Source organism: Nocardia glycosmidis, assembly GCF_052545115.1.
This window is the reverse complement of sequence record NZ_JBQWRH010000007.1, coordinates 62,404-89,130: the sequence shown is the minus strand read 5'-3', so window position 1 is coordinate 89,130 and position 26,727 is coordinate 62,404. Positions and strand designations below refer to the sequence as shown.

Genomic DNA, 26,727 nt, shown 5'->3' with positions numbered 1-26,727 from the left:
GTGCCGTATGGACATCGGTGTGGTGCTGCAGTGCACACCCCCAGCCTCGCGAGTGGTCGAACTGGCCAGACTGGCTGAGACACACGGGTTCTCGCATGTGTGGACCTTCGACTCCCATCTCCTCTGGCAGGAGCCCTACGTCATCCACAGCCAGATCCTGGCCGCGACCCGCAAGGTGGTGGTCGGTCCGATGGTGACCAATCCGGCGACCCGGGACTGGACGGTGACCGCGTCGACCTTCGCCACGCTCAACGACATGTTCGGCAACCGCACGCTGTGCGGCATCGGTCGCGGCGACTCGGCCGTGCGAACTCAGGGCGGCAAACCGGTGACCCTGGCGACGTTGCGGAAATCGGTCGAGGTGATCCGGGAACTCGCCAATGGCCGCAGTGCGCGGGTGGGCGATGCCGTCGTCCGGTTGCCATGGGCGGCCGGCTCTCGGCTCGAAGTGTGGGTGGCGGGCTATGGGCCCCGGGCCCTGGATCTCACGGGCGAGGTGGCCGACGGATTCATCCTGCAGCTGGCCGACCCGGACATCACCGCATGGACCATTGCCCGGGTACGGGCGGCGGCCGAACGTGTCGGCCGGGACCCGGCCGCGATCCGGATCTGTGTCGCCGCACCGGCCTATGTCACGGACGGATCGGACGCGGCACTGGCACATGCGCGGGCACAATGCCGGTGGTTCGGCGGGATGGTCGGCAACCATGTCGCGGACCTCGTCGCGCGATACGGCACCAGCAGCGATATCCCGGCCGCTCTCACCGATTACATCGAAGGCAGGCAGGGATATGACTATAACCAGCACGGTCGCGCGGGCAACGTTCACGCCGCGTTCGTGCCCGACGCCATCGTGGACCGCTTCTGCCTGCTCGGTACGGCCGATGATCAGCTGGCCCGGCTGCGCGAGCTGGCGGCGCTCGGCGTCGACCAGTTCGCGGTCTACCTCCAGCACGATGCGAAGTTCGCGACGCTGGAGGCATACGGTGAATCGGTGCTGCCGCGCCTGGCCGCCCTCGTGACCGCTACCGAGGCGGTCGAATGAGCGGCCGGCCGGAAAACTCTCGGCCCCCTGCGGCGCGGATCGAGCAGGGGCAGCGGAGAGCGGCCTCGACGGCAACGTGGATCGGATACGTCGCCCGCGTGCTCGTGCGCGTACGTCAGTGCAGTGCTGCCCGATGCTGTGGGCGCGTGGAATCGATATCACCAGAACGGGTTTCGTCCTGCCGCAGGTGGCATGGATCGAAGGAGGCAGGTAGCGTGACCGAGCACGTCTTCTATCCCTGGAGCGCCCAGGCCGAGCTGAACCCGGTGGCGATCACCGCGGCGTCGGGTTCGTACTTCTGGGACGACACCGGCAAGCGCTACCTCGATTTCTCCTCCCAGTTGGTCAACGTCAATATCGGCCACCAGCACCCGGACGTGGTCGCGGCGATCGTGGCGCAGGCGCAGCGTCTGACAACCATCTCGCCGACGGTCGGCAACGAGACGCGCAGCGAGCTGGCCCGGCTGATCGTCGAGCGGGCGCCTGGAGACTTGAACCGGATCCTGTTCACCACCGGTGGTGCGGAGGCCGTCGAGCATGCGGTGCGCCTCGCGCGCAGTTACACCGGGCGCACGAAAATGCTTGCGGCGTATCGCTCTTACCATGGCGGTACGGGGGTCGCGATCGGGCTGACCGGTGAACCGCGCCGCTGGGGCGCGGAGCCGACCAATGTCGATGTGGTGCGATTCTTCGGGCCGTACCCGTACCGGTCGCCCTGGAACACGGCAAGCCCCGAGGAGGAGACCGCCGCCGCGCTGGCGCACCTGCGGCAGGTGATCGAACTCGAGGGGCCGCAGCACATCGCCGGACTGATCCTGGAAACCGTGGTCGGCACCAATGGCGTGCTCGTTCCGCCACCCGGGTATCTCGCCGGCGTGCGCGCGCTGTGCGATGAGTTCGGGATCGTGTACATCGCCGACGAGGTGATGGTCGGGTTCGGGCGGGTGGGCGAGTGGTTCGCGGTGCAAGCGTTCGGCGTCGAACCCGACCTGATCACCTTCGCCAAGGGGGTGAACTCCGGTTACGTTCCGCTCGGCGGTGTGCTCATGGCGGAACGGATCGCGCAGCGTTACGACCACGTGGTGTATCCCGGTGGATTGACCTACGCCGGTCACCCACTGGCGTGCGCCGCCGGTGTCGCCTCGATTGCCGTGTTCGAGCGGGACGGGATCCTGGACCATGTGCGCTCGGTGGGCGCGGACGTGCTCGGAAAAGGACTGCGGGAGTTGGCCGGTCGGCATCCGAGCGTCGGGGAAGTGCGTGGGCTCGGCTTTTTCTGGGCGTTGGAGCTGGTGCGCGACCCGTACACCAGGCAGCCGTTGGTCGCGTTCGCGGCAGCCGGTGCGGCCGCCGAACCGATGGCCGCGGTGACCGCGGCGGCGAAGGAACGCGGGCTGTGGCCGTTCAACGCGGGCAATCGTTTCCAAATCGCCCCGCCGCTGACCACGACGGCCGACGAACTGCGCGAAGGCCTGGAGATCGTCGACGAAGTGCTCGACATCGCGGACGGCTACGTCCAGGTGCGCTGATCTACGCGGCTCGGTGCGGCGTCAGCTCGACCACGACGCCGCCCTGCTGCCAGGTTTGGTAGATGTCGGCTTTCGAGGGCGAGCCGTCGGCGGTGAAGCCGATGCCGTTGAACTTCGCGTTCTGTGGGTTGTCCCGGGCGATGATGTCGAACAGCCGCAGCACCTCGGCCTCGGTGGTGTGGACCACTGGATCGAACGTGCGCGGCGTGCCCCCGAACGAGGCCCGCACGGGGTCGCCCCCGCGCAGATTTTTGACCCAGGGCCGCAAGGCCGTACCGATCAGCAAGGTCTCGTTGTGTTTTGTGTAGGCCAGCGGCACATCGTAGACCGCGCCCGACTTGCGTCCGACGACATGCAGGATCATCAGCCGCTTACCGACGACGCCGGAGATGCCGGGAACGCGCAGCAGCGTCCGGACGACCCGATTCACGACCTTCTGATACGCCGGGACAGGTCCGGGGCCGGACGTGGTCGGTGTCCCGTAGGGGTTCTCGGACGGCAGCTGCCCACTCATGCGTCCAGTATGGAAGCGAGCACCAGGATCTGCAGTCGTACGGCTGATACCCGCCAGAGCCGCGGCTCTCCTGTCGCGGTCGGCGCTGTCTGTACCCTGCGAGTATGACTTCTGGGCAGACCGAGATCTGGCACAACCCACGGTGCACCAAGAGCCGCAATGCCACGGCGTTCCTGGATGAGGCCGGTATCGACTACACCGTGCGGAAGTACCTGGACCAGCCACCGACCGCAGCCGAACTCCGTGACGTGTTACGGCGGATGGGCGCCGAACCATGGGATATCACCCGCACCGGCGAACAGGTTGCCAAGGACCTGGACATGGCGAGCTGGGCGCGCACCACCGCGGATCGGGAGCGGTGGATCGAGGCGCTGGTCGAACATCCGAACCTGATCCAGCGCCCGATCGTGCTGACCACGGACGGCGCCGCAGTGGTCGCGCGCGACGACGCCACGCTGCGCGACCTGCTCTGACGGGCATCGGCCGCGAGCGTCGGGTCCGCTGCGCGATCCCGCGAGATGGGGTCCCGGTGTTGGGCTGGGCGGAGAGGATCCGGCCCGTCCGCTGATCCGGAATCCGGGGGTATGGTCGGCGGGCATGAAGGTACAACTGCGCCACAGCCCGGCGTCGACCGTCGCGCGATGCTTTCTCGCCGGAGGTGAACCGATGCGGGTCGAGAGCGGCGCGATGGTCGCCCATTCGGCGGGAGTCATGTTGCAAGCCAAGGCCGAGGGCGGCATCTTAGCCGGCTTGAAACGGTCGGTACTGGCCGGCGAATCGTTCTTTGTCTCCACGTTCACCGCGCCGTCGCAGGGCGGTTGGGTGGACGTCGCGCCCGCGTTGCCCGGCGACATGCTGAACCTGCAGATCACCCCGGACCGGCCGTTCTTCATCAGCCGCGGGGGCTGGATCGCCAATTCCCATGGCGTGCAGGTGGAAGGCAAATGGGGTGGGTTCGCCAACCTGTTCGGCGGCGAGGGTGGTTTCGGTCTGCGCGCGCTCGGTACGGGGGAGGTGGTCGTCGGCGTGTTCGGCGCGATCGATGTCATCGATCTCCAGCCGGGCGAGGCGATCACCATCGATACCGGTCACGTCGTCGCCTACGACTTGGCGATGAATTTCACCATCCGGCGGGCGGTTTCGGGTCGATCGATCCAGTCGCTGAAGTCCGGCGAGGGGTTCGTGTTCGATTTCACCGGTCCTGGCCGGGTGCTGCTGCAGACCCGTAATCCCGGCGCGTTCGCCGCGTGGGCGGGATCGGTCGCCTCGTCCGGCTGATCATGGTGTGGACCCCGCCGCCTCCTTCGATCGGCGGGTGCCCAGCAGATCGGCGATCAGCTGACGGGTGTCTGGGACGAACGGCCGGTCCGAGTCGGCCGGATGCGCGCGGCTACGAGCGGATCCTCGCCAACCCGTCGCGGTAGACCGTCGCGCGCTCGGCGGCGCCGACCGGGTTGCCGGTGGGATCGTAGACCGCGACCGTTTCGGTGCGCGGGTCCCGGCATACGGCGGGTCATGATGCGGTGGCCCGGGCATCGATCGAGAGTAACGTGAACACCGGACGCCACCCTGAGAGAGGATCGCCGCCCATGGTGCTTCCGCACGCACTGGCGAATTTCAACCGGCATGTCACCAACCCCACCGCGGGCCTGGTCGCGGGCCGGGCGCCCGGCTTCGGCATCGTGTTACACAAGGGCCGCAGGTCCGGGCGCTCCTACCGGACGCCGGTCATGGTCTTCGAGCAGGACGGAACCTACCGCATCGCGCTGACGTACGGGCGAAACGTCGATTGGGTCAAGAACATTCGCGCCGCAGGCGGATTCGCGCTGGAGACCCGCGGACACGTCGTCGAGTTGACCGACCTCGCCGTGCGGCACGACCGGCTGGCGAGCTGGGCGCCGTCGGCGGTGCGTCCAGTCCTGAAGACGATCTCGGCCGAGTACTACGTCGAGGCGCGACCGGCGGACTGAACCGCACGTTTGTCACGCGGAAAGCCCCGTCACGGCCACCGATCGGCGACCGACCCACGGCGGGGCAGGCCGCGCCGAGTCTCGGAACGCACGTCCACGTCGGCATGCGCCAGGCGTTTGCTGCAGCTCAGTTGTCGGTCACCTCCACGCCGCGCCAGAAGGCGACGTGATCCTTGATCTGCGCGGCTTCGGGCTTCGGATCGGGGTAGAACCACGCGGCGTCGGTGTTGGTCGCACCGTCGACCACCACGGTGTAGTAGCCGGCGGTGCCTTTCCACGGGCAGATCGTGGTGGTGTCGGAGGGCCGGAAGTACGCCGAACGGACCGAGTCCGGCGGGAAGTAGTGATTGCCCTCGACGATGATGGTGTTGTCGCTGGTCGCGAGGACGCGGCCGTGCCAGGTTGCCGTTGCCATACCTCGATTCTGCCCCGTTTCCGAACGGTGTGCGGGCCCGGCAGGCGGGGTGGCCCCGCCCGGTTCGCTGGATCCGAGGCCGGTCGCGCCCATTCGAGCAGCCCCTTGCGGGTTATCCGGGGTTCCGAGGCGAAATCGGCCGAGAGCGATGAAGTTCGACGGCCAATGCGATGAGTTCGCTCATGTGGTCGCCGTCGGTCCGGGCGCGGCGTATGGCCTCGACGGCGGAGAACGTACGGACCTCGAGGATCTGTTCGGCATCCGCGGGGTTGGTCGGGGCGGAGTCGAGTATCACGTCCGCCGTGCACCACAGCCACGCCTTGCGCGGATGCGGCTGCCACTCACGGTAGGGTGCCGGCTGGTTGCTGGTCGCGTGATGGGCGCCGAACCATCGAATCGAGCCGACCGGGCACGCACCCGCCTCCTCGCGCAACTCCCGGCGAGCGCACGCGTCGACGGACTCGCCGCGCTCCCTGGTGCCGCCGGGGACCAGCCAGACGTCGCGCTCGTCGCGGCACAGCACGATCTCATCGCCGACGAAGCAGACGATGTGGATATTGGTGACCAGCTCGTCGGGGGGAAGCGTGGTGGAGAAACGCACGTCCAGGTCACCCCACGCCCAGTGCGTCGGTGCGTGCAGCAAGGGATAGCGGTCGGCGAGCGTCACAACGCGACAGTAGCGGTCGCCCACCCGGAGTCCCCGTTGCTTTCGGCTGGAGCGGCCCGCGAGAGTAAAAGTGGCGCAATATATTCCGGCCGCAAATGCGCGTCGGTTCTTGGCCCGTTCCGCGCCTTCGACCACACGGTCCGCGCGCAGATCAGCGATCGAATCGGTCATGTCCGGACCATGGCGGCGACCTGCGTTTCGGCGGGTCCTCCGCAATTACCACCTGCGGTATGACATTCCACTCCGCCGGTCGCGACCGGCGGAGTGGGTGTGTCGCCTAGGCTCGACACCATGCAGCGCATCATCGGAATCGAGGTCGAATACGGCATCTCGACCCCAACCGAGCCGTCGGCCAACCCGATCCTCACCTCCACCCAAGCGGTGCTGGCCTACGCCGCGGCCGAGGGCGTGCCGCGCGCGAAGCGCACCCGCTGGGACTACGAGGTGGAGTCGCCGTTGCGTGACGCGCGGGGATTCGACCTGAGCCGGATGAACGGACCCGCTCCGGTGATCGACGCCGACGAGGTCGGTGCCGCCAATATGATCCTCACCAACGGTGCGCGGCTCTACGTCGACCACGCGCACCCCGAATACTCCGCGCCGGAGGTCACCGACCCGCTGGACGCGGTGATCTGGGACAAGGCCGGCGAGCGGGTGATGGAGGCCGCCGCACGGCACGCCTCGAGCGTGCCCGGGGCGCCACGGCTGCAGCTGTACAAGAACAATGTCGATGGCAAGGGTGCCTCCTACGGCACGCATGAGAACTACCTCATGAGCCGGGAGACGCCGTTCAACCAGATCATCGTCGGGCTCACGCCGTTCTTCGTATCCCGCCAGGTGATCTGCGGCTCCGGCCGGGTCGGCATCGGCCAGTCCGGTGACCACGCGGGGTTCCAGCTATCGCAGCGCTCGGACTACATCGAGGTCGAGGTCGGCCTGGAGACCACGCTCAAACGCGGCATCATCAACACCCGCGACGAGCCGCACGCCGACGCCGACAAGTACCGCAGGCTGCATGTCATCATCGGCGACGCCAACCTGGCCGAGATGTCGACCTACCTGAAGGTCGGCACCACCGCCCTGGTGCTCGACCTGATCGAAGCGGGTGAGGACCTGTCGGATCTGCAGCTGGCCCGCCCGGTCACCGCGGTGCACACGATCAGCCACGACCCGACGCTGCGCGCGGTCGTCGCGCTCGCCGACGGGCGCGAGCTCACCGGCCTCGCGTTGCAGCGCGTGTACCTGGACCGGGTGGTCGAGTTCGTCGACCGCACCGGCAACGACGACAAGCGCGTCCACGACATCATCGAGAACTGGGCGATGGTGCTGGACCTGCTCGAGCGCGACCCGATGGAATGCGCGAGCCTGCTCGACTGGCCCGCCAAGCTGCGCCTGCTCGAGGGCATGCGCAACCGGGAGGGCCTCGGCTGGGCGGCCCCCAAACTGCACCTGATGGACCTGCAATACTCCGACGTGCGCTTGGACAAGGGCCTGTACAACCGCCTGGTCGCCCGCGGCTCGATGAAGCGGCTGGTCTCCGAACAACAGGTGCTCGACGCCATGACCAAACCGCCCACCGACACCCGCGCCTACTTCCGCGGCGAATGCCTGCGCCGCTTCGGCGCCGACATCGCGGCCGCGAGCTGGGATTCGGTGATCTTCGACCTGGGCGGTGACTCCCTGGTGCGCATTCCCACCCTGGAACCGCGGCGCGGCACCAAGGCGCATGTCGGCAAACTTCTCGACGGTGTGGATACCGCCGCCGACCTGGTCGAGCAACTGACCAGCTGACACCGCGGGACGACAAAATCGGCACATGGTCGGTGCTGGTAGGTAGTGTTGAGGGACGAGCACGGACAATGCTCATGATCGCCGATCGTGCTCACGATGGGTTCCGGTCATGATGAGGACAGAGGAGGTCGGCTGCGATGGCACAAGAGCAGACCAAACGCGCCGGGGGCGGCGACGAGGACGAGGGCCCGGACGGCGTAGACGCCGCCGGTCAGGAGCGCCGCGAAAAACTGGCGGAGGAAACCGACGACCTGCTCGACGAGATCGATGACGTGCTCGAAGAGAACGCTGAGGACTTCGTCCGCGCGTACGTGCAGAAAGGCGGCCAGTGACAGTCGGTGACCCCTCGCGTCTCCACCTGGGGTACGCCCTCTCCTCTTTCTCCGACTACCTGCGCATGCATGCTCCGGACCTCTTGCCTGCCATGAGGTTCGGACAGGGTGCCGCCGGAATCTCCGGCGGCACTTCCGCGAAGGACATCGCTCCGCATGGGACCACCATCGTCGCGGTCAGCTACCGCGGCGGTGTGCTGATCGCCGGCGACCGGCGCGCCACCCAGGGAAATCTGTTGGCCAGCCGGGATATGGAGAAGGTCTTCATCACCGACAGCTATTCGGCGGCCGGGATCGCCGGTACCGCGGGCATGGCCGTGGAGCTGGTGCGGATCTTCGCGGTGGAGCTGGAGCACTACGAGAAGCTCGAGGGCGTGCCGCTGACCTTCGACGGCAAGGCGAACAAGCTGTCGAAGATGGTGCGCGAGAATTTGCCCGTGGCCCTGCAGGGTCTGGCGGTCGTGCCGATGCTGGTCGGCTACGACCTCGACGCCACCGACCCGGAGAAGGCCGGTCGCATTGTGTCGTTCGATGTGGTGGGTGGACGCAGTGAGGAACGTTTCGGGTACGCCGCGGTCGGTTCCGGCTCGGTGTTCGCGAAGTCCGCGCTGAAGAAGTTGTACGCCAAGGGAATCGATCAAGACCGCGCGCTGCGCATCGCCGTCGAGTCGCTCTTCGACGCGGCCGACGACGACACCGCGACGGGTGGTCCGGATCTGGTGCGCGGCATCTTTCCGACGGCGATCACCATCGATGAGGAGGGCGCGGTCGAGGTGTCCGAGTCGCGGCTCGGGGAGATCGCCCGCGGGATCGTCGCCGACCGCGAGGCCGCCGAAGAAGGGAGCGCATGACCATGACGTTGCCGTACTATGCGTCGGCCGAGCAGATCATGCGCGACAAGACCGAGTTGGCGCGCAAAGGCATCGCTCGGGGGCGCAGCGTCGTGGTGCTGACGTATGACAAGGGTGTGCTGTTCGTCGCGGAGAACCCTTCCGCGACGCTGCACAAGGTGAGTGAGCTCTACGACCGGGTCGGGTTCGCCGCGGTCGGCAAATACAACGAGTTCGAGAATCTGCGCAGAGGCGGCATCCTGCAGGCCGATATCCGCGGCTATCAGTACGATCGCCGCGACGTTACCGGCCGTGCGCTGGCCAACGCCTATGCGCAGACCCTCGGCACCATCTTCACCGACCAGCTCAAGCCGTACGAGGTGGAGATCTGCGTGGCCGAGGTGGGTTATCCGGAGCAGGCCGCGCAGTCGGTGCTGTACCGGATCACCTTCGATGGGTCGATCGTCGACGAGCGGGAGTTCGTGGTGATGGGCGGCACGACGGAGCCGATCGTCACCGCGCTCAAGGCGTCCTACCAGCCGGGTCTGAACCTGGCCGCGGCGGTCGGCGTCGCGGTGCGCGCGTTGCAGGCAGGTCTTCCGGAGGGTACGGAGAAGGAGAAGCGTGTTCTCGGCGTGAACTCGCTCGAGGTCGCCACCCTGGAGCAGGCGCGTCCACGCCGGGCGTTCCGGCGGGTCGCCAACACCACGCTGGAGCGTTTGCTGAGACCGGCGGACACCTCCGCGCCGAAGAACGGCAAGCCCGAGTCGGAGGGCGAGGAGTCGGAGGGGGAGAACACTCCGTCCGCGGAGTGACTCACCCGGCCCAGGAGGCTCGACGGCCCGCGAACGACGATCGTTCGCGGGCCGTATCGTCATGTCCGGCGCGCTGCCCAGGTGTGCATCCTCCGGCGGAAGCGCCGTACACCCCGTGAAAATTCCGACAAAGCGGGCCAAATCGTTGTGAAGACGTATGCATACGGGTTGTTCGGACCACCACGAAAGACCCCCGCATAGCTGTAATGTCGATAGTGTGCAGCGACGAATTATGGGGATCGAGACCGAGTTCGGTGTGACATGCACCTTCCACGGTCACCGTCGACTGTCCCCCGACGAGGTGGCCCGGTACCTGTTCCGCCGGGTGGTGTCCTGGGGCCGTAGCTCGAACGTGTTCCTCCGCAACGGTGCTCGGCTCTACCTCGATGTCGGGTCGCACCCGGAGTACGCGACCGCGGAGTGCGACAACCTGGCGCAACTGGTGACCCACGACCGTGCAGGCGAGCGGGTCCTCGAAGAGTTGCTGATCGACGCCGAGCAGCGTCTGGCCGAGGAAGGCATCGGCGGCGACATCTATCTGTTCAAGAACAACACCGACTCCGCAGGGAACTCCTACGGCTGCCATGAGAACTTCCTCGTGGTCCGCGCGGGCGAGTTCTCCCGGATCTCGGATGTCCTGTTGCCGTTCCTGGTGACCCGCCAGCTGATCTGCGGAGCGGGCAAAGTGCTGCAGACACCGAAGGCGGCCACCTTCTGCCTGTCGCAGCGCGCGGAGCACATCTGGGAGGGCGTCTCCTCGGCGACCACTCGCTCGCGACCGATCATCAATACGCGCGACGAGCCGCACGCCGACGCGGAGAAGTATCGCCGCCTGCACGTGATCGTGGGCGATTCGAACATGTCCGAGACCACCACCATGCTCAAGGTCGGTACCGCCGCCCTGGTGCTGGAGATGATCGAGGCGGGCGTCGCGTTCCGCGACTTCGCCCTGGACAACCCGATCCGCGCGATTCGCGAGGTCAGCCACGACCTGACCGGCCGTCGCCCGGTGCGATTGGCAGGCGGCAGGCAGGCCAGCGCACTGGACATCCAGCGCGAGTACTACGCGCGTGCTGTGGAGCACTTGCGCAACCGGGACCGCGATCCACAGATCGACCAGGTCGTCGATCTGTGGGGACGGACTCTGGACGCGGTCGAGGCGCAGGATTTCGCGAAGATCGACACCGAGATCGACTGGGTGATGAAGCGTAAACTGTTCCAGCGCTATCAGGACCGGTACGGCATGGAACTGTCCGATCCGAAGATCGCCCAGCTGGATCTGGCGTATCACGACATCAAGCGCGGACGCGGTGTGTTCGACCTGTTACAACGTAAAGGTCTGGCCAAGCGCGTCACCGAGGACGAGGCCGTGGATGCCGCCGTCGACACTCCGCCGCAGACCACGCGGGCCAAGTTGCGTGGCGATTTCATCACCGCAGCGCAGGAGGCGGGACGCGACTTCACCGTCGACTGGGTGCACCTCAAGCTGAATGACCAGGCGCAGCGCACCGTGCTGTGCAAGGACCCGTTCCGGTCGGTCGACGAGCGCGTGGATCGCCTGATCGCCTCGATGTGACGGAGCCCTGATGCGGCGTTGATCCCAGCGCTGTTATAGCGCTGTGGCGACGATCCGGATCCGGGATATTCCGGAAGAGGATGCTGGGGTGCTTCGCTGCCGAGCCGAGGCAGCGGGCATGGCGCTGCGGCATGCCCGCTGCAACCGTATAAGCGCAGGGAGGTCTGCCCTGTCAGGTTGAGCTGATCTCCTGAACGGGGGTGTTCGCGTCGGCAAGGTTGGTGGCGGCGTGGTTCAGGGTTGCTCTTCGGCAAGATACCGCTCGACCGTCTCGACCTTGGTCGTCATCGCGTCGGTAACCCCGGGGCGGATGTCGGCCTTCAGGACCAGGCTGCACCGCGGCGCGACAGCGAGGATGGCGTCGGTCGCCTGCTTCACCACGCCCATCACCTCGTCCCATTCGCCTTCGACGGTGGTGAACATGGCGTCCGTGCGGTTGGGCAGTCCGCTCGCGCGCACCACGCGGACCGCTTCGGCGACGGCCCGCCCGACGTCGACGCCGGTACCGAGCGGGGTGACGGAAAAGGCGATGATCATGGTTCGATAATGCCCCTCGCGGGGGCCGTGATCGATCCCGATCGCGCGCCGACGCGCGATGTCGCCATCGTGCCGATTACCCTCTAACGCGTGGCGATATCCAAGGTCGAGCGGCTGATGAATCTGGTCATCGCGCTGCTGTCGACCCGGCAGTTCCTGACCGCGGAGCGGATCCGGGACAGTGTCGCCGGATACGAGGACTCCGCCAGCGACGAAGCGTTCAGCCGGATGTTCGAGCGAGACAAGAACGAGCTGCGTGATCTGGGCATTCCGCTGGAAGTCGGACCGGTGAGCCGGTACTCGACGATCGAGGGCTACCGGATCAACCGAGACGCCTACGAACTGCCCGATATCGATCTGACCGACCAGGAGGCCGCCGCGGTGGCGGTGGCCGTGCAGATGTGGGAGTCGCCCGAACTCGCCGCGGCCGCCGAGGGCGCGCTGCTCAAACTGCGTGCGGCGGGCATCCACGTGGAAACCGATGCGGCTGTGGCGTCGGTGCCCGCCGTCCCGGCGCGTACCCGCGGGTCGGAACCGGTGCTCGGCAAGCTGCTCGCCGCGATCGACGCGGGGCAGGCGGTGCGATTCGAGCACCGCGGCGCGATCAACGCCCCCTACCTGATGCGCGACGTCGAGCCGTGGGGCGTGGTCACCCACCACGGCCGGTGGTACCTGGTCGGGCACGACCGGACCCGCAGTGCGGTGCGCAGCTTCCGACTGTCCCGGATCGGCGATGATGTGACGCCGTACGGACCGCGCAACGTGGTCCGCAAGCCCGAGGGCGTCGACCTGCGCGCCATCGTCGATCAGGTAACCAGTACGGCGCCGGTCAGCGGCACGGCCTCGGTGTGGGTGGCCGAGGGGCGGGGCCGAGAGATCCGCAGGCTCGGCGAGGTGACCGGCGAGCGCACCTTCGCCGGCCGCACGGGCTCCGTGGTGCAGTTGCCGGTGCGTTCGCGCGACTGGCTGGCCCGGCTGATCACCGGTCTCGGGCCGGACGCGGTAGTGCTCGCCCCCGACGCCCTCAGGGCTGATGTCGTCGCCCGGCTGCGTTCGGTGTTCGATCACGCGGAGGTGCGGATGCCATGAGTTCCCGGCTCTCGGTCCGGTTGTCGCGGTTGCTCAATATGATTCCGTACTTCATCGCCCACCCCGGCATCAGCGCCGCCGAGGCCGCCACCGACCTGGGTGTGACCACCAAGCAGTTGATGAGCGACCTCAATCAGCTGTGGATGTGCGGGCTGCCCGGGTATGGTCCCGGCGACCTGATCGACCTGTCGTTCTCCGAGGAGAGCATCGAGGTCACCTTCTCCGCAGGCATCGACCGACCGCTGCGGCTGACCTCGACCGAAGCGACCGCGCTGCTGGTCGCGCTGCGCTCGATCGTCGACATGCCCGGCATGGTCGACCCGACGGCGGCGCACGCGGCCATCGCCAAGATCGAGTCCGCGATCGCAGGCGAGTCGGCGGCCGGCGAGAACGAGCCGGCACCCCTCCTGCCGCGGGAGGCGCCGGCGGTGGCCGCAGTGCGGTCCGCGCTGGCGGTCGGCCGCGCGGTGCGCCTGGTGTACTACTCCGCCAGCCGTGATGTGGTGTCCGAACGCATCGTGGATCCGATTCGCATCGTCCTGGTGGATGACAACAGCTATCTGCAAGCCTGGTGCAGGCAGGCTGAAGGTGTGCGGCTGTTCCGGTTCGACCGGATCGAGGCCGCGATCGCGTTGGACGAACTTGCCCGGCCGCCGAAATACGCCACCGACGCGACGGCGGGCCTCGACCTGTTCCAGGACGATCCGGCGGTTCCGCTGGCGCGGTTGCGCATCCACGCCGACTACGCTTGGGTGCTCGATCAATACCCGATGCACCGGCTGGCGGTGCACCCGGACGGCAGCCTGGAAGCGACCATGCGATTCGCCACGCTGGACTGGATGGCCCGGCTGCTGCTGGGTTTCGGCGCCGGCGTCACCGTGCTCGGTCCGCCGGAACTGGTCGCCGCTGTGCGGGAGCGGTCGAAGGCCGCCCTGGCGGCCTACGAGGAAGCCGGATACCTGGAGGCGCGATGAGGGGTGACCGAACAGCGCGCCGTCCAGCCGCGACGCACCGGAGGCTTGATGTCTGGTAGTTCGACCGGCGCTTTACGCGGCGCTCGCGTGCCGGTCTTGCGCTGGGCAGCAGAGGCGGGAGCGGTGTGAGCAATCGCGTGCTGGTGATCGGTGCGGGAAACGTCGGCACCTTCGTCGGCGGCAAGCTGGGCGTGGCCGGTGCGGACGTCACCCTGGTCGGTCGCCGGCGGATGCTCGACGAGATCACCGTATCCGGGCTGCGGCTCACCGACCTCGACGGCGCCGACGACGCGCTCGCGCCGGACCGATTCCAGGTCGCCACCGAACCGGATGATGCCGGGTCGGCCGATTTGGTGCTCGTCACGGTGAAATCGGCGGCGACTGCGGACGCGGTGCGCGAACTCAGCGGGAACATCCGGCCGGGCACCGTGGTGCTCAGCCTGCAGAACGGCGTCGGCAACGACTCGGTGATCCGGGCGGTGCTGCCACACTGCGTGGTGTTGGCCGGTACGGTGATGTTCAACGTCGTGCACCACCCCGGCGGACGCTTCCACCGGGGTACCGAAGGCGGCCTCGCGGTGCAGGACGATCCGGCTCTCGCGCCGTTTCTGGACGTGTTCGAGCGCGCGGGACTCGGGTTGCGCCGGTATCCGGATCTGCGCCCGGTGCAGTGGGCGAAGCTGGTGCTCAATCTGAACAACGCGATCAACGCGCTGTCCGGTCGTCCGCTGCGCGAGGAACTCGCCGACCGCGACTATCGCCGCTGTCTCGCGCTGACCCAGCGCGAAGCGCTCGCGGTGATGAACAGGGCGCGAATTCGACCGGCACGGTTGACCCCGCTGCCACCCCGGTTCATGGCCGCGCTGCTGAGCATCCCCGACGCCCTGTTCCAGCGGGTGGCCGGGCGGACCATCGCCATCGATCCGATGGCGCGTTCGTCCATGGCGGACGATCTGGCGTTGGGCCGCAAGACCGAAATCTCATGGCTGTGCGGTGAAATCGTCGGGCTGGGCGCGATGGTCGGGATGCCGACGCCGGTGAATCAACGGCTGATCGAGCTGATCGTCGCCGCCGAACAGGGCGACCGGCGCGCCTGGAGCGGTCCGGAACTGCTCGGCCAGCTGCAGGCCGCGGTGGCCGAACCCTGGGCAAACGGGCGGTGACGGGGCGTTCGCGCACGTCACGGTCCGGTAGCATCGAAACATCACAGTCTTGGGAGGTAGATCATGGGCAGTCTGAGCATCTGGCACTGGCTGATCATTGCGGTCGTTTTCGTGATGTTCTTCGGCGCGAAACGGATGCCCGACGCGGCCCGCAGCCTGGGCCGGTCGCTGCGCATCTTCAAGAGCGAAGTCAGCCAAATGCACAACGAGGGCACTGCGCCGAACACTGGCGCCTCCGCTCAGCAACCGGCTGCTCAGCAACCCGCCGCGCAGCTGCCCGCCGGACAGCAGACGACGTCGGCGGCGACCGAGCCTCGCATCGAGCCGAAATCGGCCTGAGCGGGTCCGCTCGTGCCGGGGTGAGGAAGAACTCACTCCGGTCCTAGTGCTGTTGCCGAGCCGAGCGAGGCACATCAACCCAGGGGCGATCACCAACCATGCGAATCCCGTTCGATCCGCGGCGCAGCAAGCGCAGGACCAATCCCGACGGCACCATGTCGTTGGTCGAGCATCTGCAGGAGTTGCGGTATCGGCTGCTGGTCTCGATCGCCGCGGTGATCGTGACCACCGTGCTGGGTTTTCTGTGGTATGGGCATCCGTTCCTCGGCATCGAGAGCCTGGGCGAGATCCTGCGCGGGCCGTATTGTTCGCTGCCGCCCTCGGCGCGCGCGGCGTTGAGCCCGGACGGTGCGTGCCGTCTGCTGGCCACCGCGCCGTTCGAGCAATTCACCTTACGGTTGAAGGTCGGCATGACCGCCGGCGTTGTGCTCGCGGCGCCGATCTGGCTGTACCAGCTGTGGGCGTTCATCACGCCGGGACTGTATGCGAAGGAACGCAAGTACGCGGTCGGGTTCGTGTCCGCCGGCACGGTGCTGTTCGCCACCGGGGCGGTGCTGGCCTATGTCGTCATCGCGCACGCGTTGAGTTTCTTGCTCACCATCGGTGACAACGTGCAGATCACGGCGTTGAGCGGCTCGCAGTATTTCGGGTTCATCATCAATTTGCTGATCATCTTCGGGGTCAGCTTCGAAACCCCGTTGCTGATCATCGGATTGAACCTGATCGGGGTGCTGACCTATCAGAAGCTCAAGGCATGGCGGCGCGGAATCACGTTCGGGCTGTTCGTCTTCGCCGCCATCGTGACCCCGCAGGATCCGTTCTCCATGCTGGCGCTGGCACTGGCGCTGACGGTGCTGTTCGAGATCGCGATCCAGTTCTCCCGGATCAACGACCTGCGTCGGGCCCGGCAGGAGCAGGAGGGCTGGGGTGCGCTGGCGGATGAGGAGGCTTCCGAGCTGGGCGCGCCCGGGCCGATCGACCCGGCGGAGTCGATCACGGCAGCGCAACAGAAATCCGCGCGACCGGTGTCGGACTACTCCGATACCCTCTGACGAGTGACAGATCACCGGTCGCAGACGGCCGAGCTGGCCGCATTTTCCGCAGAGCTGAAGTTCCGGCTGGATCCGTTTCAGCGCAACGCCTGTGCGGCGCTAGAGGCAGGCCACGGCGTTCTCGTATGCGCCCCGACCGGCGCGGGCAAGACCGTCGTCGGTGAATTCGCCGTGCATCTGGCGCTGGCCGCGGGCGGAAAATGTTTCTACACCACCCCGATCAAAGCGCTGTCGAACCAGAAGTTCGCCGATCTCACCGAGCGCCACGGCCGCGACAAGGTGGGGCTGCTCACCGGGGACCAGTCGATCAACCCGGACGCACCGGTGGTCGTGATGACCACCGAGGTGCTGCGCAATATGCTGTACGCCTCCTCGGACGCGCTGCGCGGTCTGTCGTATGTGGTGATGGACGAGGTGCACTACCTTGCCGACCGGTTCCGTGGCGCGGTGTGGGAGGAGGTCATCCTGCATCTGCCGCCGGACGTCCGGTTGGTCAGCCTGTCGGCCACGGTCAGCAATGCCGAGGAGTTCGGCGCGTGGATGGAGACCGTGCGCGGCGACACCGCGGTCGTGGTCGACGAGACCAGGCCGGTGCCGCTGTGGCAGCACGTCATGGTCGGCCGGCGGATGTTCGACCTGTTCGACACGAAGTCCACCGAGCAGAAGGTCCTCGTCGACGAGGACCTGGTGCGGTTCATCCGTCATCGCGAAGCCGCCGACCGGATGAACGGCGGGGGCGGCCCACGCAACGGCCGCGGTGGTCCACGGCGTGATTTCCGTCCACTGCCGCGGCCCGAGGTGCTGGCCAAGCTGGACGAGGAGGGCCTGCTGCCCGCCATTACGTTCATCTTCAGCCGGGTGGGCTGCGACGGCGCGCTCGCGCAATGCCTGCGGTCGCGGCTGGACCTGAGCCGCGCGGATGAGCGCGAGGAGATCGACGCGATCATCGAGAAGCACACCGGTGACCTGCCCAAGACCGATCTCGAGATACTCGGTTACTGGGAGTGGCGTGAAGCGCTGCACCGGGGCCTGGCCGCGCACCACGCCGGGATGCTGCCCGCTTTCCGGCACACCGTCGAGGAACTGTTCGTCAACGGCCTGGTGCGCGCCGTTTTCGCCACGGAGACATTGGCGCTGGGCATCAATATGCCCGCGCGCACCGTGGTGCTGGAGCGGCTGGTGAAGTTCAACGGTGAGTCGCACGCCGAACTCACGCCGGGGGAGTACACCCAGCTGACCGGGCGGGCGGGGCGGCGTGGCATCGACGTGGAGGGCCACGCGGTGGTGTTGTGGCAGCCGGAGGTGGATACCAGCGCGGTCGCGGGCCTTGCCTCCACTCGCACCTATCCGTTGCGCAGTTCGTTCCGGCCGGGCTACAACATGTCGATCAACCTCATCGACCGGATGGGCGCCGACGAGTCGCGCGCATTGCTGGAGCGGTCGTTCGCACAGTTCCAAGCGGACCGCTCGGTGGTCGGATTGGTGCGTGGCGTCGAACGCAACGAGGCCGCGTTGCGGAAGCTGCGTGCGCAGCTCGGCGGCGCCGAGGGCGGGTTCCTGGATTACCTGGCGCTGCGCGAGCGAATCAAGCAGCGGGAGCGGCAGTTGGCCCAGCAGAACCGCGCGGACCGGCGGGGCGCGGCGGTGGACGCGCTCGGCGCCTTGCGCCGGGGCGACGTCGTGGCCATTCCCTCCGGGCGCCGGGCCGGGCTCGCGGTGATCCTGGAGCCGGACGCGACGCCGGGAGATCCGCGTCCGCTGGTGCTGACCGAGGACAAGTGGGCGGGTCGGGTGTCGGTGGCCGACTTCCCGGTGCCCGCCGAGGCGCTCGGGCATATGCGGCTACCGCGCCGGGTGGATCACCGCACCGCGCGTACCCGCCGCGATTTGGCCTCGGCGCTGCGCAGCACCGGGATCTCGGTGCCGGGCAGGCCGCGGCGAGGCGACCGTTCCGCGGCGGCCGACGACCGGGAATTGGCCACGCTGCGGCGCAGCCTTCGCGCGCATCCGGCGCACACCCGGCCGGATCGCGAGCAGCTGGCCCGGGTCGGCGAGCGCTACAACCGGTTGCTGCGGGAGACCGAGTCCATGCGCCAGAAGGTCGCCGCGACCACGAACTCGTTGGCGCGCACCTTCGATCGGATTCTCGGTCTGCTGGAGGAACGCGGATTCGTGCACGACAGCGAGGTGACCGCGGACGGGCGCAGGCTGGCGCGGATCTACGCCGAGAGCGACCTGCTGGTCGCCGAATGCCTCCGGCAGGGATTGTGGCGCGGTCTCGGTCCGGCCGAACTGGCCGCTGTCGTATCCATTCTCGTGTACGAATCCCGTCAGGAGGGGGGATACCTCGGCGCCAGCGGACCGACGGCGCCGATCCGGCGGGCCGTGGGCGCGACGATCGGGGTGTGGTCCGCACTGCGAACCGACGAGGCGCGGCACAAGCTGCCGCCGACCAGGGAACCGGATCTGGGCTTCGTCACCGGTGTCTACAAGTGGGCGCGCGGGGATGGGTTGGCCGAGGCGTTGCTTGCCAGCGGTGATCAGGGTGCGCCGCTGTCGGCGGGCGACTTCGTGCGCTGGTGCAGGCAGGTGATCGATCTGCTCGACCAGATCCACGGCACCGCTGATGATCCGGAGGTCGCCGCCACAGCGGCCAAGGCGGTGCGAGCGATCCGGCGAGGTGTCGTCGCGGTGGACGCCGCCTGAATGCGGGAGCGACCGGCTCGCGTCTCGCCGGATAAGGGATGACACCGCGAATGCCGCCAATATCAACACAGCGGATTCGATTGTGATTTGATTTCTTTCGCGTACCGACCGTGGCGGAGGAGTCGTGCCAGGCGACGAGGCCCGTGCGGGGGGCTACCGTGTGTACAACGATGCGAGTGGAGGCAAGCAGATGAGCGGCCCTTACGGACCGAACGAACCCGGGGAGGGACGCAACGATCCCACCCAGCAGTGGGGTGGACAGCAGGCGCCGGGCGCAGGTCCCACCCAGCAGTGGGGCGGTCAGCCGCAGACCCCGGCCTCGGCGCAGCCGACCCAGCAGTGGGGTGAGCAGCAGTCGCAGCAGCAGTGGGGACAGCCGCAGCAGTGGGGACAGCAACCCCAGCAACCGCAGTGGGGACAGCAGCCGGCCCAAGGCCAGCCGCAATGGGGTCAGCCGCAGCAGCCGGACTGGGGCCAGCAGCCTCAGCAGCAGTGGGGTCAGCCGCAGCCACAGTGGGGCGCCCCTGCACAGCAACCGCCGCGGCAGGGCGGCAAGAGCAAGGGTTTGGTCATCGGCCTGTCCGTGCTGGGCGTCGCGGTGCTCGGCGCCATCGTCGCCCTCGTACTCGTGCTGACCGCCAAGAATCAACTGGATCAGGCGGCGGTGCAGGATGGCGTGAAGAAGGTGCTGTCGGACTCGTACGGCATCCAGGACATCAGCGATGTCTCCTGCCCGTCCGGCCAGGAGGTCAAGGTCGACGCCACGTTCGAGTGCAGCGTGAAGGTCAGTGGTGAGGCCAAGAAGGTCGCCATCAAGATCACCAAGGACGACGGCACCTACGAGGTCGGTCGCCCGAGCTAGCTGCGTTGTTCGGCAGCGCCTGCAGCGGCCCCTGCGTGCTCGTGTCCGAGCGACCGCCCCCGGCGACTTCGTCGCGAACGCGGCGGCCGCTCAGGCCCGAGCCGGGCTGCGAACAGGCAATGGTCGGTCTCGCTCCGCTCGAAACCGGGGTTCGCCCGGTCTGGCCTGCGCAGAGTGGCAGCACGAAGTGGGCGCAGCATGTCCACAGTCCGATCGCGCGGTTCGCGGTGGGCTTCTTCGCGTCAGGATGAGGCGGTGCGTCCGCCGAGCGCGGTGATCAATCGGGTTACGGGACTTTCGGCGTTATAGGCGGTGGCAAGGGCCCGCAGCCGGTCCGGCGCGGCGGGTTCGGTCGGCAGTACATCGGAGCGGGAGAGTGTGATGTCGGCATCGCAGACCACGCGGACGACCGGCGCGGCCGCCTTCAGGTACTCCTCGGCGGCGCGGAGCCGGGTGCGCACGCCGTTGGCCAGTTCGGCGTCGGGGTCCTCGACGGCCGCGCGCAGTGCGTCGAGCGAGCCGAAACGGGAGATCAGTGCGGCCGCGGATTTATCACCGATACCGGCCACTCCGGGCAAGCCGTCGGAGGCGTCGCCGCGCAGGGTGGCCATGTCGGCGTAGGCCGGGCCCGCGTTCCGCACCGGCACACCGTATTTCGCCGCGACTTCGGCCGGGCCGAACAGTTCTGCCTTGGCCAGTCCGCGTCCGGCGTAGAGCACGCGCACCGCGGGCGCCGGCTCGTCCCGCACGAGTTGCAGCAGATCGCGGTCGCCGCTGACCACGACCACCGGGTCGGTGCGTTCCCTTGTGGCCAGGGTGCCGAGCACGTCATCGGCCTCCAGACCTGCCGCGCCGCCGGTCGCGATGCCCGCCGCGTCGAGCACCTCCAGGATCATCTCGACCTGCGGGGTGAGGGTTCCGGGAACCATTTCCGCCCCGGGCGCGGCAGTCGGGGATGTGTCGAGCCGGTGGGCCTTGTACGACGGCACCAGCCCCACCCGGTACGCGGGCCGCCAGTCCAGATCGAGGCAGACCACCAGCCGCGCGGGCGCGTACTTGGTGATCAGCGAAGCCAGCATGTCGGTGAAACCCCGCAATGCGTTCACCGACCGGCCATCGGGCGCGGTGATCTTCTCCGGGATCGCATGAAAGGCGCGGAACCAGAGACTGGCACCGTCCAACAGCAAAAGGGGCCCACCAGCAACAGAGGTCACGCGCTGAGGCTACTCGCCCGTGCCGACACCGTCCGGTGACGTTCGGCGTTCCTCCGGCGCGCGTGGCGGGTAACGTCGGACGAATGAGCTCGCATACGGATTCGAGGTTCGCGGCGGACATCTACGGTGCTCGGCTGGAGCGGGCGGTGGAGCTGATCCGGGCCGCCCATCTGGACGCCATGCTCGTCACTCCCGGACCGGACCTGCGCTACCTCATCGGGTCCGCGGCCGAGTCGTTCGAGCGGCTCACCTGCCTGGTGATCCCCGCGGACGGGGCGACACCATCCGTGGTGATCCCGAAATTGGAGCTGGCTTCACTGGACGCCTCGGCGGCCGGCGAACTGGGTTTGGAAGTGCTGGACTGGGTCGACGGCACCAACCCGTACGCCGTGGTGAAGTCCGCGCTGCACGTGGGCTCCCGGGTGGCCGTCGCCGACGCGATGCCCGCGCTGCACCTGCTGCCGCTGGCCGAATCCTTCACCGGGCTGCCGGTATCGGCCACGCCGGTGCTGCGCGAATTGCGCATGGTCAAGGACCAGGCCGAGGTGGACGCGCTGCGCCGGGCAGGTGCCGCAATCGACCGGGTACACGCGCGGATGGCGGAGTTCCTGCAGGTGGGCCGCACGGAGGCGGAGGTCGGACGTCATATCGCGGAAGCGATTGTGGCGGAAGGGCATACCGAGGCGGCGTTCGTCATCGTCGGCAGTGGGCCGCACGGCGCCGACCCGCATCATGGGGTCTCGCAGCGGCGCGTCAAGTCCGGCGACGTGGTGGTCATCGACATCGGCGGCCCGGTAGAACCCGGCTACTACTCGGACTCGACCCGCACCTACGTGCTGGGGCAACCCGATCCCGAGGTGGCCGCCCGGTACGCCGAGTTGGAGCGCGCCCAAGCAGCGGCGGTAGCGGCCGTCCAACCGGGTGTCACGGCCGCCTCGGTAGACGCCGCAGCACGAAACCCGTTGACCGAGGCGGGTTTCGGCTCCGCCTTCGTCCACCGCACCGGACACGGCATCGGCCTTTCGGTGCACGAGGAGCCGTACATCGTGGCCGGCAACGACCTGGTCCTGCAACCCGGCATGACCTTCAGCGTCGAGCCCGGCATCTATTTCCGCGGCGAGTGGGGCGCGCGCATCGAAGACATCGTGGTCGTCACGGAGGACGGCAGCGAATCGCTGAACAACCAACCGCACGGACTCACGCAGCTGTGACGCGCCGGTGAGGTTGCCCGGCTGCCCGCTCGGTGCCCGCTAAGCGGTGGCTCCGTTGCGTTCGGCGCTGCCGTCGGTAGTCGCTGCGACGAGGGTGCTGCTGGACAGGACCCGGCGGACCTGGATGGCGATCACCACTCGGGTCGGGTTCTCCCTGGGGACGCGGTAGCGGCCCGCGTACTGCGCTACCGCGTCCGCGACGCTGTCCGGGTCGTCCAGCACGGTCGCCGTGCCCTCCAGCGTGATCCACCGGATCCCATCGACCTGGCTGACCGCCGCGTACCCCGAACGGCGCACGTTGCGCACCTTCACCGAACCGTCGTTCGTGATCACCCGCGCGATTCCGGCATCTCGATCCCAGGTGAACCCGACTGCGACCACGTGCGGCGTACCATCCGCCCGCAACGTCGTCAGCGTGGCGAGGTGCCGCTCGGCGACGAACTCGAGGGCGGCGGGCGACAGTTCAGTAGTATTCGTCGGCATCCTCCGACCGTAGCCGCCGTCGTCTATCCGTACTCAGCGCCCTCGATCACGCGCACATCGATACAACCTGGAGAACTGGGGTGCAGTGGTGCGCAACGGCGCGATGCGCAATGACAGACTGGGGCGCATGGGAACGCGTGGGTTGGCCGACGGTGCCGTACTGCTACTCGGCGGGCGTAGCGAGATCGGGCTCGAGGTGGCGCGGCGCTTGGCACCGGGGCGGGTGGTGATTCTCGCGGCGCGGCGCAGCGACGAGTTGGCCGCGCAGCGCACGGAGATCGTGGATGCCGGTGCGAGCGCGGTGCACACGATCGAGTTCGATGCGGACGACACCGCGAGCCATCCGGCGCTGCTGGAGAAGATCGCCGGCGAGCACGGACGGATCGGCATCGCGGTGCTGGCATTCGGTGTGCTCGGCGATCAGCGGCGCGCCGAGCGAGATCCCGCCCACGCGATGGCGATCCTGCACACCGATTTCGTCGCGCAGGTCAGTGTTCTCACCAGCCTGGCGAATCTGCTGCGCGCGCAAGGCGAAGGGCAGGTGGTGGTGTTCAGCTCGGTCGCGGGTGTGCGGGTTCGGCGCGCCAACTATGTCTACGGTGCGGCCAAGTCCGGACTCGACGGATTCGCCAGCGGGCTCGCGGATGCCTTGCACGGCAGCGGTGTTCAGCTGCTGCTGGTCCGCCCCGGCTTCGTGATCGGGCGGATGACCGAGGGCATGTCCCCGGCTCCGTTCTCCAGCACTCCCGGCGAGGTCGCCGAGGCCGTGGTCAAGGGCCTGCGCGGGGGCGCCTGCCGGGTCTGGGTGCCGCGGATCCTGCAGCCGGTGTTCTTCGCGATGCGCCTGCTGCCCCAGCCGGTCTGGCGCCGGATGCCGCGGTGAGTACCGCGGTGCCCCTGCGCTGGACCGGACCGCCCATCGCAGTGGTCGGAATCGGCGCGGATGGCTGGGACGGTCTCGGTCGCGCGGCGCGCGAAACCGTCGGCGACGCCGAGATCCTGTTCGGCTCCGCGCGGCAACTCGGGCTTGTGCCCGATGCGGTGCGCGCGACGCGGGTGACGTGGCCTTCGCCCTTGCTGCCGGCGCTACCCGAGCTGCTCGGGCGCCACACCGGCGCGCGGCTGTGCGTCCTGGCCAGTGGCGACCCGATGTTCTACGGAATCGGCGTGACCTTGGCCCGGCTGTTCGGAGCGCGGGCACTGCGGGTCTTGCCGCAGCCGTCGTCGGCATCGCTGGCCTGCGCCCGCCTTGGCTGGTCGCTGGCGGAAACACCGGTGGTGAGCGTGGTAGGGCGGCCGTTGACGGCGGTGCTGCCCGAACTGGCCGACCGCAGGCGGCTGCTGGTACTCAGCGCCGACGCGCACACGCCGCGAGAGCTTGCGCGCTTGCTGGGGCGCCACGGTTTCGGCGCCTCCGAACTGACTGTCCTCGAGCAATTGGGCGGCCCCGCCGAACAGATGGACACTCGTCGCGCTACGGAGTGGGACGCCCCGCCCGGCGACCCGCTGAACATCGTCGCGATCACCTGCGCCGCCGATCCGGACCGGCCGCGGGCCACCCGGTTGCCCGGGTTGCCGGACGAGCTGTTCGGTGGCGATGGCCAGCTCACCAAGCAGGAGGTCCGCGCACTGACGCTCGCGGCGCTGGCGCCGGCTCCGGGCGAGCTGCTGTGGGATGTCGGCGGCGGGTCGGGCAGCATCGCGATCGAATGGTGCCGCGCGCATCCAGCCAACCGTGCTGTCACGTTCGAGCGGCTCGAGCGGCGCCGGCGGCAGATCGCCGACAATGCTGCGAATCTGGGGGTCCCGCACATCCTGATCCACGGCGAGTTGCGCGCCGAGTTCGCCGAGCGCCCCGAAATGGTCTCGCCCGACGCGATTTTCGTCGGCGGCGGGCTGACCCAGGACGGCGTGCTCGAGACGTGTTGGGCACAGTTGCGACCGGGCGGCAGGCTCGTCGCGAACGCGGTGACCGCCGAATCGGAATCGCTGTTGCTCAGCTGGGCCGCCGCACAGGGGGGCGTGTTGCGGAAGTTCCAGATCTACCGCGGCGAACCGCTGGGATCCTTCACCGCATGGCGGCCCCAGCTCCCCGTGGCGCAGTGGTCTGTGGTGAAAACACGCGATATCGAATCCGAGAATCCCCGCCGATAGATGAACGTCTGACCGGCCACGGGGTAGGGTCGGGGCCGAGTTCCGATCATGATCGGAAATCCTGTTCCTGTTGGGGAGATAGATGAAGTACAAGAAATTCGCCGCTACTGCATTGTTGGCTATCGCCGCCACCGGGGTCACCGCTGCTACCGCCTATGCCGCACCCGCGCCGCCGGTGCAGGAGCAGCCGGCCGCCGCGCCTGCAGTCACCGGCAGCGATCAGGGCGTGGGCTACGCCCTGCGGCTGGCCGACGCGGGTAAGTCGGTGGTCACCGCTGTGACCGGCGGCGCGTTCAGCGTCGACGCCGACAAGCAGTCGGTCACGCTGAAGACTGCCGCGGGCGAGACCGTCACCACGATTCCGCTCACCGCGACGGCCAAAGGGCAAGAAGTCCGGATCGCGGCGAACGTCGCCGACGAGGGCAGGCAACTCACCCTGACCCCGCAGCTCGCTCCGACCGCGAACGCGCCGGTTTCCGCCGAATTCATCGGCGCACAGGAGTGGTTCTTCGCCGAGTTGCAGCGCGCTTCGCTCGGTGCCCTGGTCGGCGGTCTGATCGGTGCCGCCGTTGGCATCGTCTTCTTCGGCATCGGCATCCTGCCGGGCGCCGCGCTCGGCGCGCTGATCGGTCTGGCCGTCGCGGGCGGCCCGTCGCTGCTGAACGCGGGTATCGCCTACTTCAGCGGCCAGCCCTGAGAATTCTGCTTCTGGGCGGGACCCGGGAAGCCCGGGACCTGGCCCGCATCATGTCCGGCGAGCAAGGATTCGAGATCGTGTCCTCGCTCGCCGGTCGGGTGCGTGCGCCCCTACTGCCCGAGGGCGCGGTACGGGTCGGTGGTTTCGGCGGCGCCGAGGGACTGCGTGCCTGGATCGCGGACAACGAGGTGCGCGCGGTGGTGGACGCCACGCATCCGTTCGCGACGGCTATCAGCGCCAATGCAGTCGCGGCCGCGCGTGCTTCGGACGTGCCGTTGGTGTGCCTGCGGCGGCCGAGCTGGCCGCAGCAGCCTGGAGATCGGTGGGTGCGGGCGACTGATCTCGCCGCCGCTGCGCAGGTGACCGCGACACTGGGTGAGCGCGTGTTCCTGACCATCGGCCGGCAAGGCGTGGACGCGTTCGCGAAGCAGGATCGACAGTGGTTCCTGATCCGAGCGATCGACCCGCCAGCAGGCCCCGTGCCGCCTCGACACGAAATACTTCTCGCCCGAGGGCCTTTCGCGCTCGCGGCCGAATCGCGGCTGATCGCCGACTATGGGATCGACGTGCTGGTCACGAAAGACAGCGGCGGCGATCAGACCGAAGCCAAGCTGGTCGCTGCCCGCGCAGCCGGAATTCCGGTCGTCGTGATCGACCGGCCGCCAGTCCCCGAGGGTGTGCTGGTCGTGGAAACCGTTGCGCAGGTAATGGATTGGCTACATCAGGTGCGAACCGACCGTGGGTGCGGCTGACCTTTGGCGT

28 protein-coding genes are annotated in these 26,727 nt (G+C 68.1%); 22 read left to right on the top strand and 6 right to left on the bottom strand.

Annotated features, from left to right (window positions below):
* The first annotated feature begins 7 nt into the window (after positions 1 to 7).
* Both ACT86A_RS11085 and ACT86A_RS11080 read left to right on the top strand, forming a co-directional pair.
* The gene (locus tag ACT86A_RS11085; RefSeq protein WP_445091971.1) at positions 8 to 1,045 is read left to right on the top strand and encodes a TIGR03842 family LLM class F420-dependent oxidoreductase; all 1,038 of its coding nucleotides are present in this window, start codon (positions 8 to 10) and stop codon (positions 1,043 to 1,045) included.
* Between the two features lie 215 nt (positions 1,046 to 1,260).
* Positions 1,261 to 2,574 (top strand): aspartate aminotransferase family protein, encoded by a 1,314-nt coding sequence (locus tag ACT86A_RS11080; protein ID WP_445091970.1) that lies wholly within the window; start codon positions 1,261 to 1,263, stop codon positions 2,572 to 2,574.
* Position 2,575: 1 nt separating this feature from the next.
* On the opposite strand, the gene ACT86A_RS11075 is transcribed toward ACT86A_RS11080, so the two are convergent.
* Entirely contained in the window at positions 2,576 to 3,088 is a 513-nt protein-coding gene (locus ACT86A_RS11075) for a PNPOx family protein (protein WP_445091969.1), read from the bottom strand.
* A 104-nt stretch (positions 3,089 to 3,192) separates the two neighbouring features.
* On the opposite strand from ACT86A_RS11075, the gene ACT86A_RS11070 reads away from it, so the two are divergent.
* The 3 genes from ACT86A_RS11070 (at position 3,193) to ACT86A_RS11060 (ending at position 5,058) form a co-directional block, all read left to right on the top strand.
* Positions 3,193 to 3,561 carry an arsenate reductase family protein gene (locus ACT86A_RS11070; RefSeq protein WP_445091968.1) on the top strand — a complete coding sequence of 123 codons (369 nt, stop codon included), beginning with the start codon at positions 3,193 to 3,195 and terminating at the stop codon, positions 3,559 to 3,561.
* 124 nt (positions 3,562 to 3,685) lie between these two features.
* Positions 3,686 to 4,366, top strand: a complete 681-nt coding sequence (locus ACT86A_RS11065) for a TIGR00266 family protein (protein ID WP_445091967.1) — start codon at positions 3,686 to 3,688, stop codon at positions 4,364 to 4,366.
* A 311-nt stretch (positions 4,367 to 4,677) separates the two neighbouring features.
* Positions 4,678 to 5,058, top strand: a complete 381-nt coding sequence (locus ACT86A_RS11060) for a nitroreductase family deazaflavin-dependent oxidoreductase (RefSeq protein ID WP_445091966.1) — start codon at positions 4,678 to 4,680, stop codon at positions 5,056 to 5,058.
* Positions 5,059 to 5,185: 127 nt separating this feature from the next.
* Here the strand turns inward: ACT86A_RS11060 and ACT86A_RS11055 are convergent, their stop codons facing one another.
* Both ACT86A_RS11055 and ACT86A_RS11050 read right to left on the bottom strand, forming a co-directional pair.
* Positions 5,186 to 5,473, bottom strand: a complete 288-nt coding sequence (locus tag ACT86A_RS11055; RefSeq protein ID WP_445091965.1) for a DUF427 domain-containing protein — start codon at positions 5,471 to 5,473, stop codon at positions 5,186 to 5,188.
* Positions 5,474 to 5,585: 112 nt separating this feature from the next.
* Positions 5,586 to 6,311, bottom strand: coding sequence for an NUDIX hydrolase (locus ACT86A_RS11050; protein WP_445091964.1), 726 nt, complete (start codon positions 6,309 to 6,311; stop codon positions 5,586 to 5,588).
* Between the two features lie 120 nt (positions 6,312 to 6,431).
* Between ACT86A_RS11050 and dop the strand changes: the two genes are divergently transcribed.
* The 5 genes from dop (at position 6,432) to pafA (ending at position 11,484) form a co-directional block, all read left to right on the top strand.
* A complete protein-coding gene (dop, locus tag ACT86A_RS11045) occupies positions 6,432 to 7,931 on the top strand; it encodes a depupylase/deamidase Dop (protein WP_445091963.1) in 1,500 nt (499 codons plus the stop codon).
* A 137-nt stretch (positions 7,932 to 8,068) separates the two neighbouring features.
* A complete protein-coding gene (locus ACT86A_RS11040) occupies positions 8,069 to 8,263 on the top strand; it encodes a ubiquitin-like protein Pup (RefSeq protein ID WP_014986166.1) in 195 nt (64 codons plus the stop codon).
* 65 nt (positions 8,264 to 8,328) lie between these two features.
* On the top strand, positions 8,329 to 9,114 hold the full coding sequence (prcB, locus tag ACT86A_RS11035) for a proteasome subunit beta (RefSeq protein ID WP_445092135.1): 786 nt from the start codon (positions 8,329 to 8,331) through the stop codon (positions 9,112 to 9,114).
* 2 nt (positions 9,115 to 9,116) lie between these two features.
* Positions 9,117 to 9,908, top strand: a complete 792-nt coding sequence (gene prcA / locus ACT86A_RS11030; protein WP_445092134.1) for a proteasome subunit alpha — start codon at positions 9,117 to 9,119, stop codon at positions 9,906 to 9,908.
* A 217-nt stretch (positions 9,909 to 10,125) separates the two neighbouring features.
* Positions 10,126 to 11,484, top strand: coding sequence for a Pup--protein ligase (pafA, locus tag ACT86A_RS11025; protein WP_445091962.1), 1,359 nt, complete (start codon positions 10,126 to 10,128; stop codon positions 11,482 to 11,484).
* A gap of 234 nt (positions 11,485 to 11,718) precedes the next feature.
* Here pafA and ACT86A_RS11020 read toward each other — a convergent pair whose 3' ends face one another.
* Positions 11,719 to 12,021 (bottom strand): thiamine-binding protein, encoded by a 303-nt coding sequence (locus tag ACT86A_RS11020; RefSeq protein ID WP_445091961.1) that lies wholly within the window; start codon positions 12,019 to 12,021, stop codon positions 11,719 to 11,721.
* 90 nt (positions 12,022 to 12,111) lie between these two features.
* Here ACT86A_RS11020 and ACT86A_RS11015 point away from each other — a divergent pair, with 90 nt between their 5' ends.
* The 7 genes from ACT86A_RS11015 (at position 12,112) to ACT86A_RS10985 (ending at position 20,206) form a co-directional block, all read left to right on the top strand.
* Positions 12,112 to 13,110, top strand: coding sequence for a helix-turn-helix transcriptional regulator (locus tag ACT86A_RS11015; RefSeq protein WP_445091960.1), 999 nt, complete (start codon positions 12,112 to 12,114; stop codon positions 13,108 to 13,110).
* A complete protein-coding gene (locus tag ACT86A_RS11010; RefSeq protein WP_445091959.1) occupies positions 13,107 to 14,084 on the top strand; it encodes a helix-turn-helix transcriptional regulator in 978 nt (325 codons plus the stop codon). The genes ACT86A_RS11015 and ACT86A_RS11010 overlap by 4 nt, the downstream gene beginning before the upstream one ends.
* Positions 14,085 to 14,209: 125 nt before the next feature.
* Positions 14,210 to 15,247, top strand: a complete 1,038-nt coding sequence (locus ACT86A_RS11005; RefSeq protein ID WP_445091958.1) for a 2-dehydropantoate 2-reductase — start codon at positions 14,210 to 14,212, stop codon at positions 15,245 to 15,247.
* Positions 15,248 to 15,310: 63 nt separating this feature from the next.
* On the top strand, positions 15,311 to 15,586 hold the full coding sequence (gene tatA, locus ACT86A_RS11000) for a Sec-independent protein translocase subunit TatA (RefSeq protein WP_445091957.1): 276 nt from the start codon (positions 15,311 to 15,313) through the stop codon (positions 15,584 to 15,586).
* Positions 15,587 to 15,684: 98 nt separating this feature from the next.
* Positions 15,685 to 16,638, top strand: coding sequence for a twin-arginine translocase subunit TatC (gene tatC / locus ACT86A_RS10995; RefSeq protein WP_445091956.1), 954 nt, complete (start codon positions 15,685 to 15,687; stop codon positions 16,636 to 16,638).
* 3 nt (positions 16,639 to 16,641) lie between these two features.
* Positions 16,642 to 19,344, top strand: coding sequence for a DEAD/DEAH box helicase (locus ACT86A_RS10990; RefSeq protein ID WP_445091955.1), 2,703 nt, complete (start codon positions 16,642 to 16,644; stop codon positions 19,342 to 19,344).
* Positions 19,345 to 19,534: 190 nt separating this feature from the next.
* On the top strand, positions 19,535 to 20,206 hold the full coding sequence (locus ACT86A_RS10985) for a DUF4333 domain-containing protein (protein WP_445091954.1): 672 nt from the start codon (positions 19,535 to 19,537) through the stop codon (positions 20,204 to 20,206).
* Positions 20,207 to 20,448: 242 nt separating this feature from the next.
* On the opposite strand, the gene ACT86A_RS10980 is transcribed toward ACT86A_RS10985, so the two are convergent.
* The gene (locus tag ACT86A_RS10980) at positions 20,449 to 21,420 is read right to left on the bottom strand and encodes a 5'-3' exonuclease (RefSeq protein ID WP_445091953.1); all 972 of its coding nucleotides are present in this window, start codon (positions 21,418 to 21,420) and stop codon (positions 20,449 to 20,451) included.
* Positions 21,421 to 21,503: 83 nt separating this feature from the next.
* On the opposite strand from ACT86A_RS10980, the gene ACT86A_RS10975 reads away from it, so the two are divergent.
* Positions 21,504 to 22,631: a M24 family metallopeptidase gene (locus ACT86A_RS10975; protein ID WP_445091952.1), complete on the top strand. Its 1,128-nt coding sequence runs from the start codon at positions 21,504 to 21,506 to the stop codon at positions 22,629 to 22,631.
* 39 nt (positions 22,632 to 22,670) lie between these two features.
* On the opposite strand, the gene ACT86A_RS10970 is transcribed toward ACT86A_RS10975, so the two are convergent.
* The gene (locus ACT86A_RS10970; protein WP_445091951.1) at positions 22,671 to 23,114 is read right to left on the bottom strand and encodes a PPOX class F420-dependent oxidoreductase; all 444 of its coding nucleotides are present in this window, start codon (positions 23,112 to 23,114) and stop codon (positions 22,671 to 22,673) included.
* A 127-nt stretch (positions 23,115 to 23,241) separates the two neighbouring features.
* Here ACT86A_RS10970 and dprE2 point away from each other — a divergent pair, with 127 nt between their 5' ends.
* The 4 genes from dprE2 to ACT86A_RS10950 all read left to right on the top strand — a co-directional run bounded on the left by dprE2 (position 23,242) and on the right by ACT86A_RS10950 (position 26,717).
* Positions 23,242 to 23,997 carry a decaprenylphospho-beta-D-erythro-pentofuranosid-2-ulose 2-reductase gene (dprE2, locus tag ACT86A_RS10965; RefSeq protein WP_445091950.1) on the top strand — a complete coding sequence of 252 codons (756 nt, stop codon included), beginning with the start codon at positions 23,242 to 23,244 and terminating at the stop codon, positions 23,995 to 23,997.
* Positions 23,994 to 25,268 (top strand): precorrin-6y C5,15-methyltransferase (decarboxylating) subunit CbiE, encoded by a 1,275-nt coding sequence (cbiE, locus tag ACT86A_RS10960; RefSeq protein ID WP_445091949.1) that lies wholly within the window; start codon positions 23,994 to 23,996, stop codon positions 25,266 to 25,268. Before dprE2 ends, cbiE begins: the two co-directional genes overlap by 4 nt.
* An 82-nt stretch (positions 25,269 to 25,350) precedes the next feature.
* Complete coding sequence (locus ACT86A_RS10955; RefSeq protein WP_445091948.1) at positions 25,351 to 25,965, top strand: DUF8020 domain-containing protein; 615 nt, start codon at positions 25,351 to 25,353, stop codon at positions 25,963 to 25,965.
* Positions 25,966 to 25,967: 2 nt separating this feature from the next.
* Positions 25,968 to 26,717: a cobalt-precorrin-6A reductase gene (locus tag ACT86A_RS10950; RefSeq protein WP_445092133.1), complete on the top strand. Its 750-nt coding sequence runs from the start codon at positions 25,968 to 25,970 to the stop codon at positions 26,715 to 26,717.
* The last annotated feature ends 10 nt before the right edge of the window (positions 26,718 to 26,727 follow it).

Bases quoted from the DNA above. Each gene is read 5' to 3' on its own strand.
- ACT86A_RS11085 (WP_445091971.1), top strand. From the start codon at position 8: ATGGACATCGGTGTGGTGCTGCAGTGCACACCCCCAGCCTCGCGAGTG.
- tatC (WP_445091956.1), top strand. From the start codon at position 15,685: ATGCGAATCCCGTTCGATCCGCGGCGCAGCAAGCGCAGGACCAATCCC.
- ACT86A_RS11065 (WP_445091967.1), top strand. From the start codon at position 3,686: ATGAAGGTACAACTGCGCCACAGCCCGGCGTCGACCGTCGCGCGATGC.
- prcB (WP_445092135.1), top strand. From the start codon at position 8,329: ATGCATGCTCCGGACCTCTTGCCTGCCATGAGGTTCGGACAGGGTGCC.
- ACT86A_RS11010 (WP_445091959.1), top strand. From the start codon at position 13,107: ATGAGTTCCCGGCTCTCGGTCCGGTTGTCGCGGTTGCTCAATATGATT.
- ACT86A_RS11055 (WP_445091965.1), bottom strand. From the start codon at position 5,473: ATGGCAACGGCAACCTGGCACGGCCGCGTCCTCGCGACCAGCGACAAC.
- ACT86A_RS11040 (WP_014986166.1), top strand. From the start codon at position 8,069: ATGGCACAAGAGCAGACCAAACGCGCCGGGGGCGGCGACGAGGACGAG.
- dop (WP_445091963.1), top strand. From the start codon at position 6,432: ATGCAGCGCATCATCGGAATCGAGGTCGAATACGGCATCTCGACCCCA.
- ACT86A_RS10970 (WP_445091951.1), bottom strand. From the start codon at position 23,114: ATGCCGACGAATACTACTGAACTGTCGCCCGCCGCCCTCGAGTTCGTC.
- ACT86A_RS11075 (WP_445091969.1), bottom strand. From the start codon at position 3,088: ATGAGTGGGCAGCTGCCGTCCGAGAACCCCTACGGGACACCGACCACG.
- ACT86A_RS10975 (WP_445091952.1), top strand. From the start codon at position 21,504: ATGAGCTCGCATACGGATTCGAGGTTCGCGGCGGACATCTACGGTGCT.
- ACT86A_RS11060 (WP_445091966.1), top strand. From the start codon at position 4,678: ATGGTGCTTCCGCACGCACTGGCGAATTTCAACCGGCATGTCACCAAC.
- ACT86A_RS11070 (WP_445091968.1), top strand. From the start codon at position 3,193: ATGACTTCTGGGCAGACCGAGATCTGGCACAACCCACGGTGCACCAAG.
- ACT86A_RS10955 (WP_445091948.1), top strand. From the start codon at position 25,351: ATGAAGTACAAGAAATTCGCCGCTACTGCATTGTTGGCTATCGCCGCC.
- tatA (WP_445091957.1), top strand. From the start codon at position 15,311: ATGGGCAGTCTGAGCATCTGGCACTGGCTGATCATTGCGGTCGTTTTC.
- prcA (WP_445092134.1), top strand. From the start codon at position 9,117: ATGACGTTGCCGTACTATGCGTCGGCCGAGCAGATCATGCGCGACAAG.
- ACT86A_RS11050 (WP_445091964.1), bottom strand. From the start codon at position 6,311: ATGACCGATTCGATCGCTGATCTGCGCGCGGACCGTGTGGTCGAAGGC.
- ACT86A_RS11020 (WP_445091961.1), bottom strand. From the start codon at position 12,021: ATGATCATCGCCTTTTCCGTCACCCCGCTCGGTACCGGCGTCGACGTC.
- ACT86A_RS10985 (WP_445091954.1), top strand. From the start codon at position 19,535: ATGAGCGGCCCTTACGGACCGAACGAACCCGGGGAGGGACGCAACGAT.
- dprE2 (WP_445091950.1), top strand. From the start codon at position 23,242: ATGGGAACGCGTGGGTTGGCCGACGGTGCCGTACTGCTACTCGGCGGG.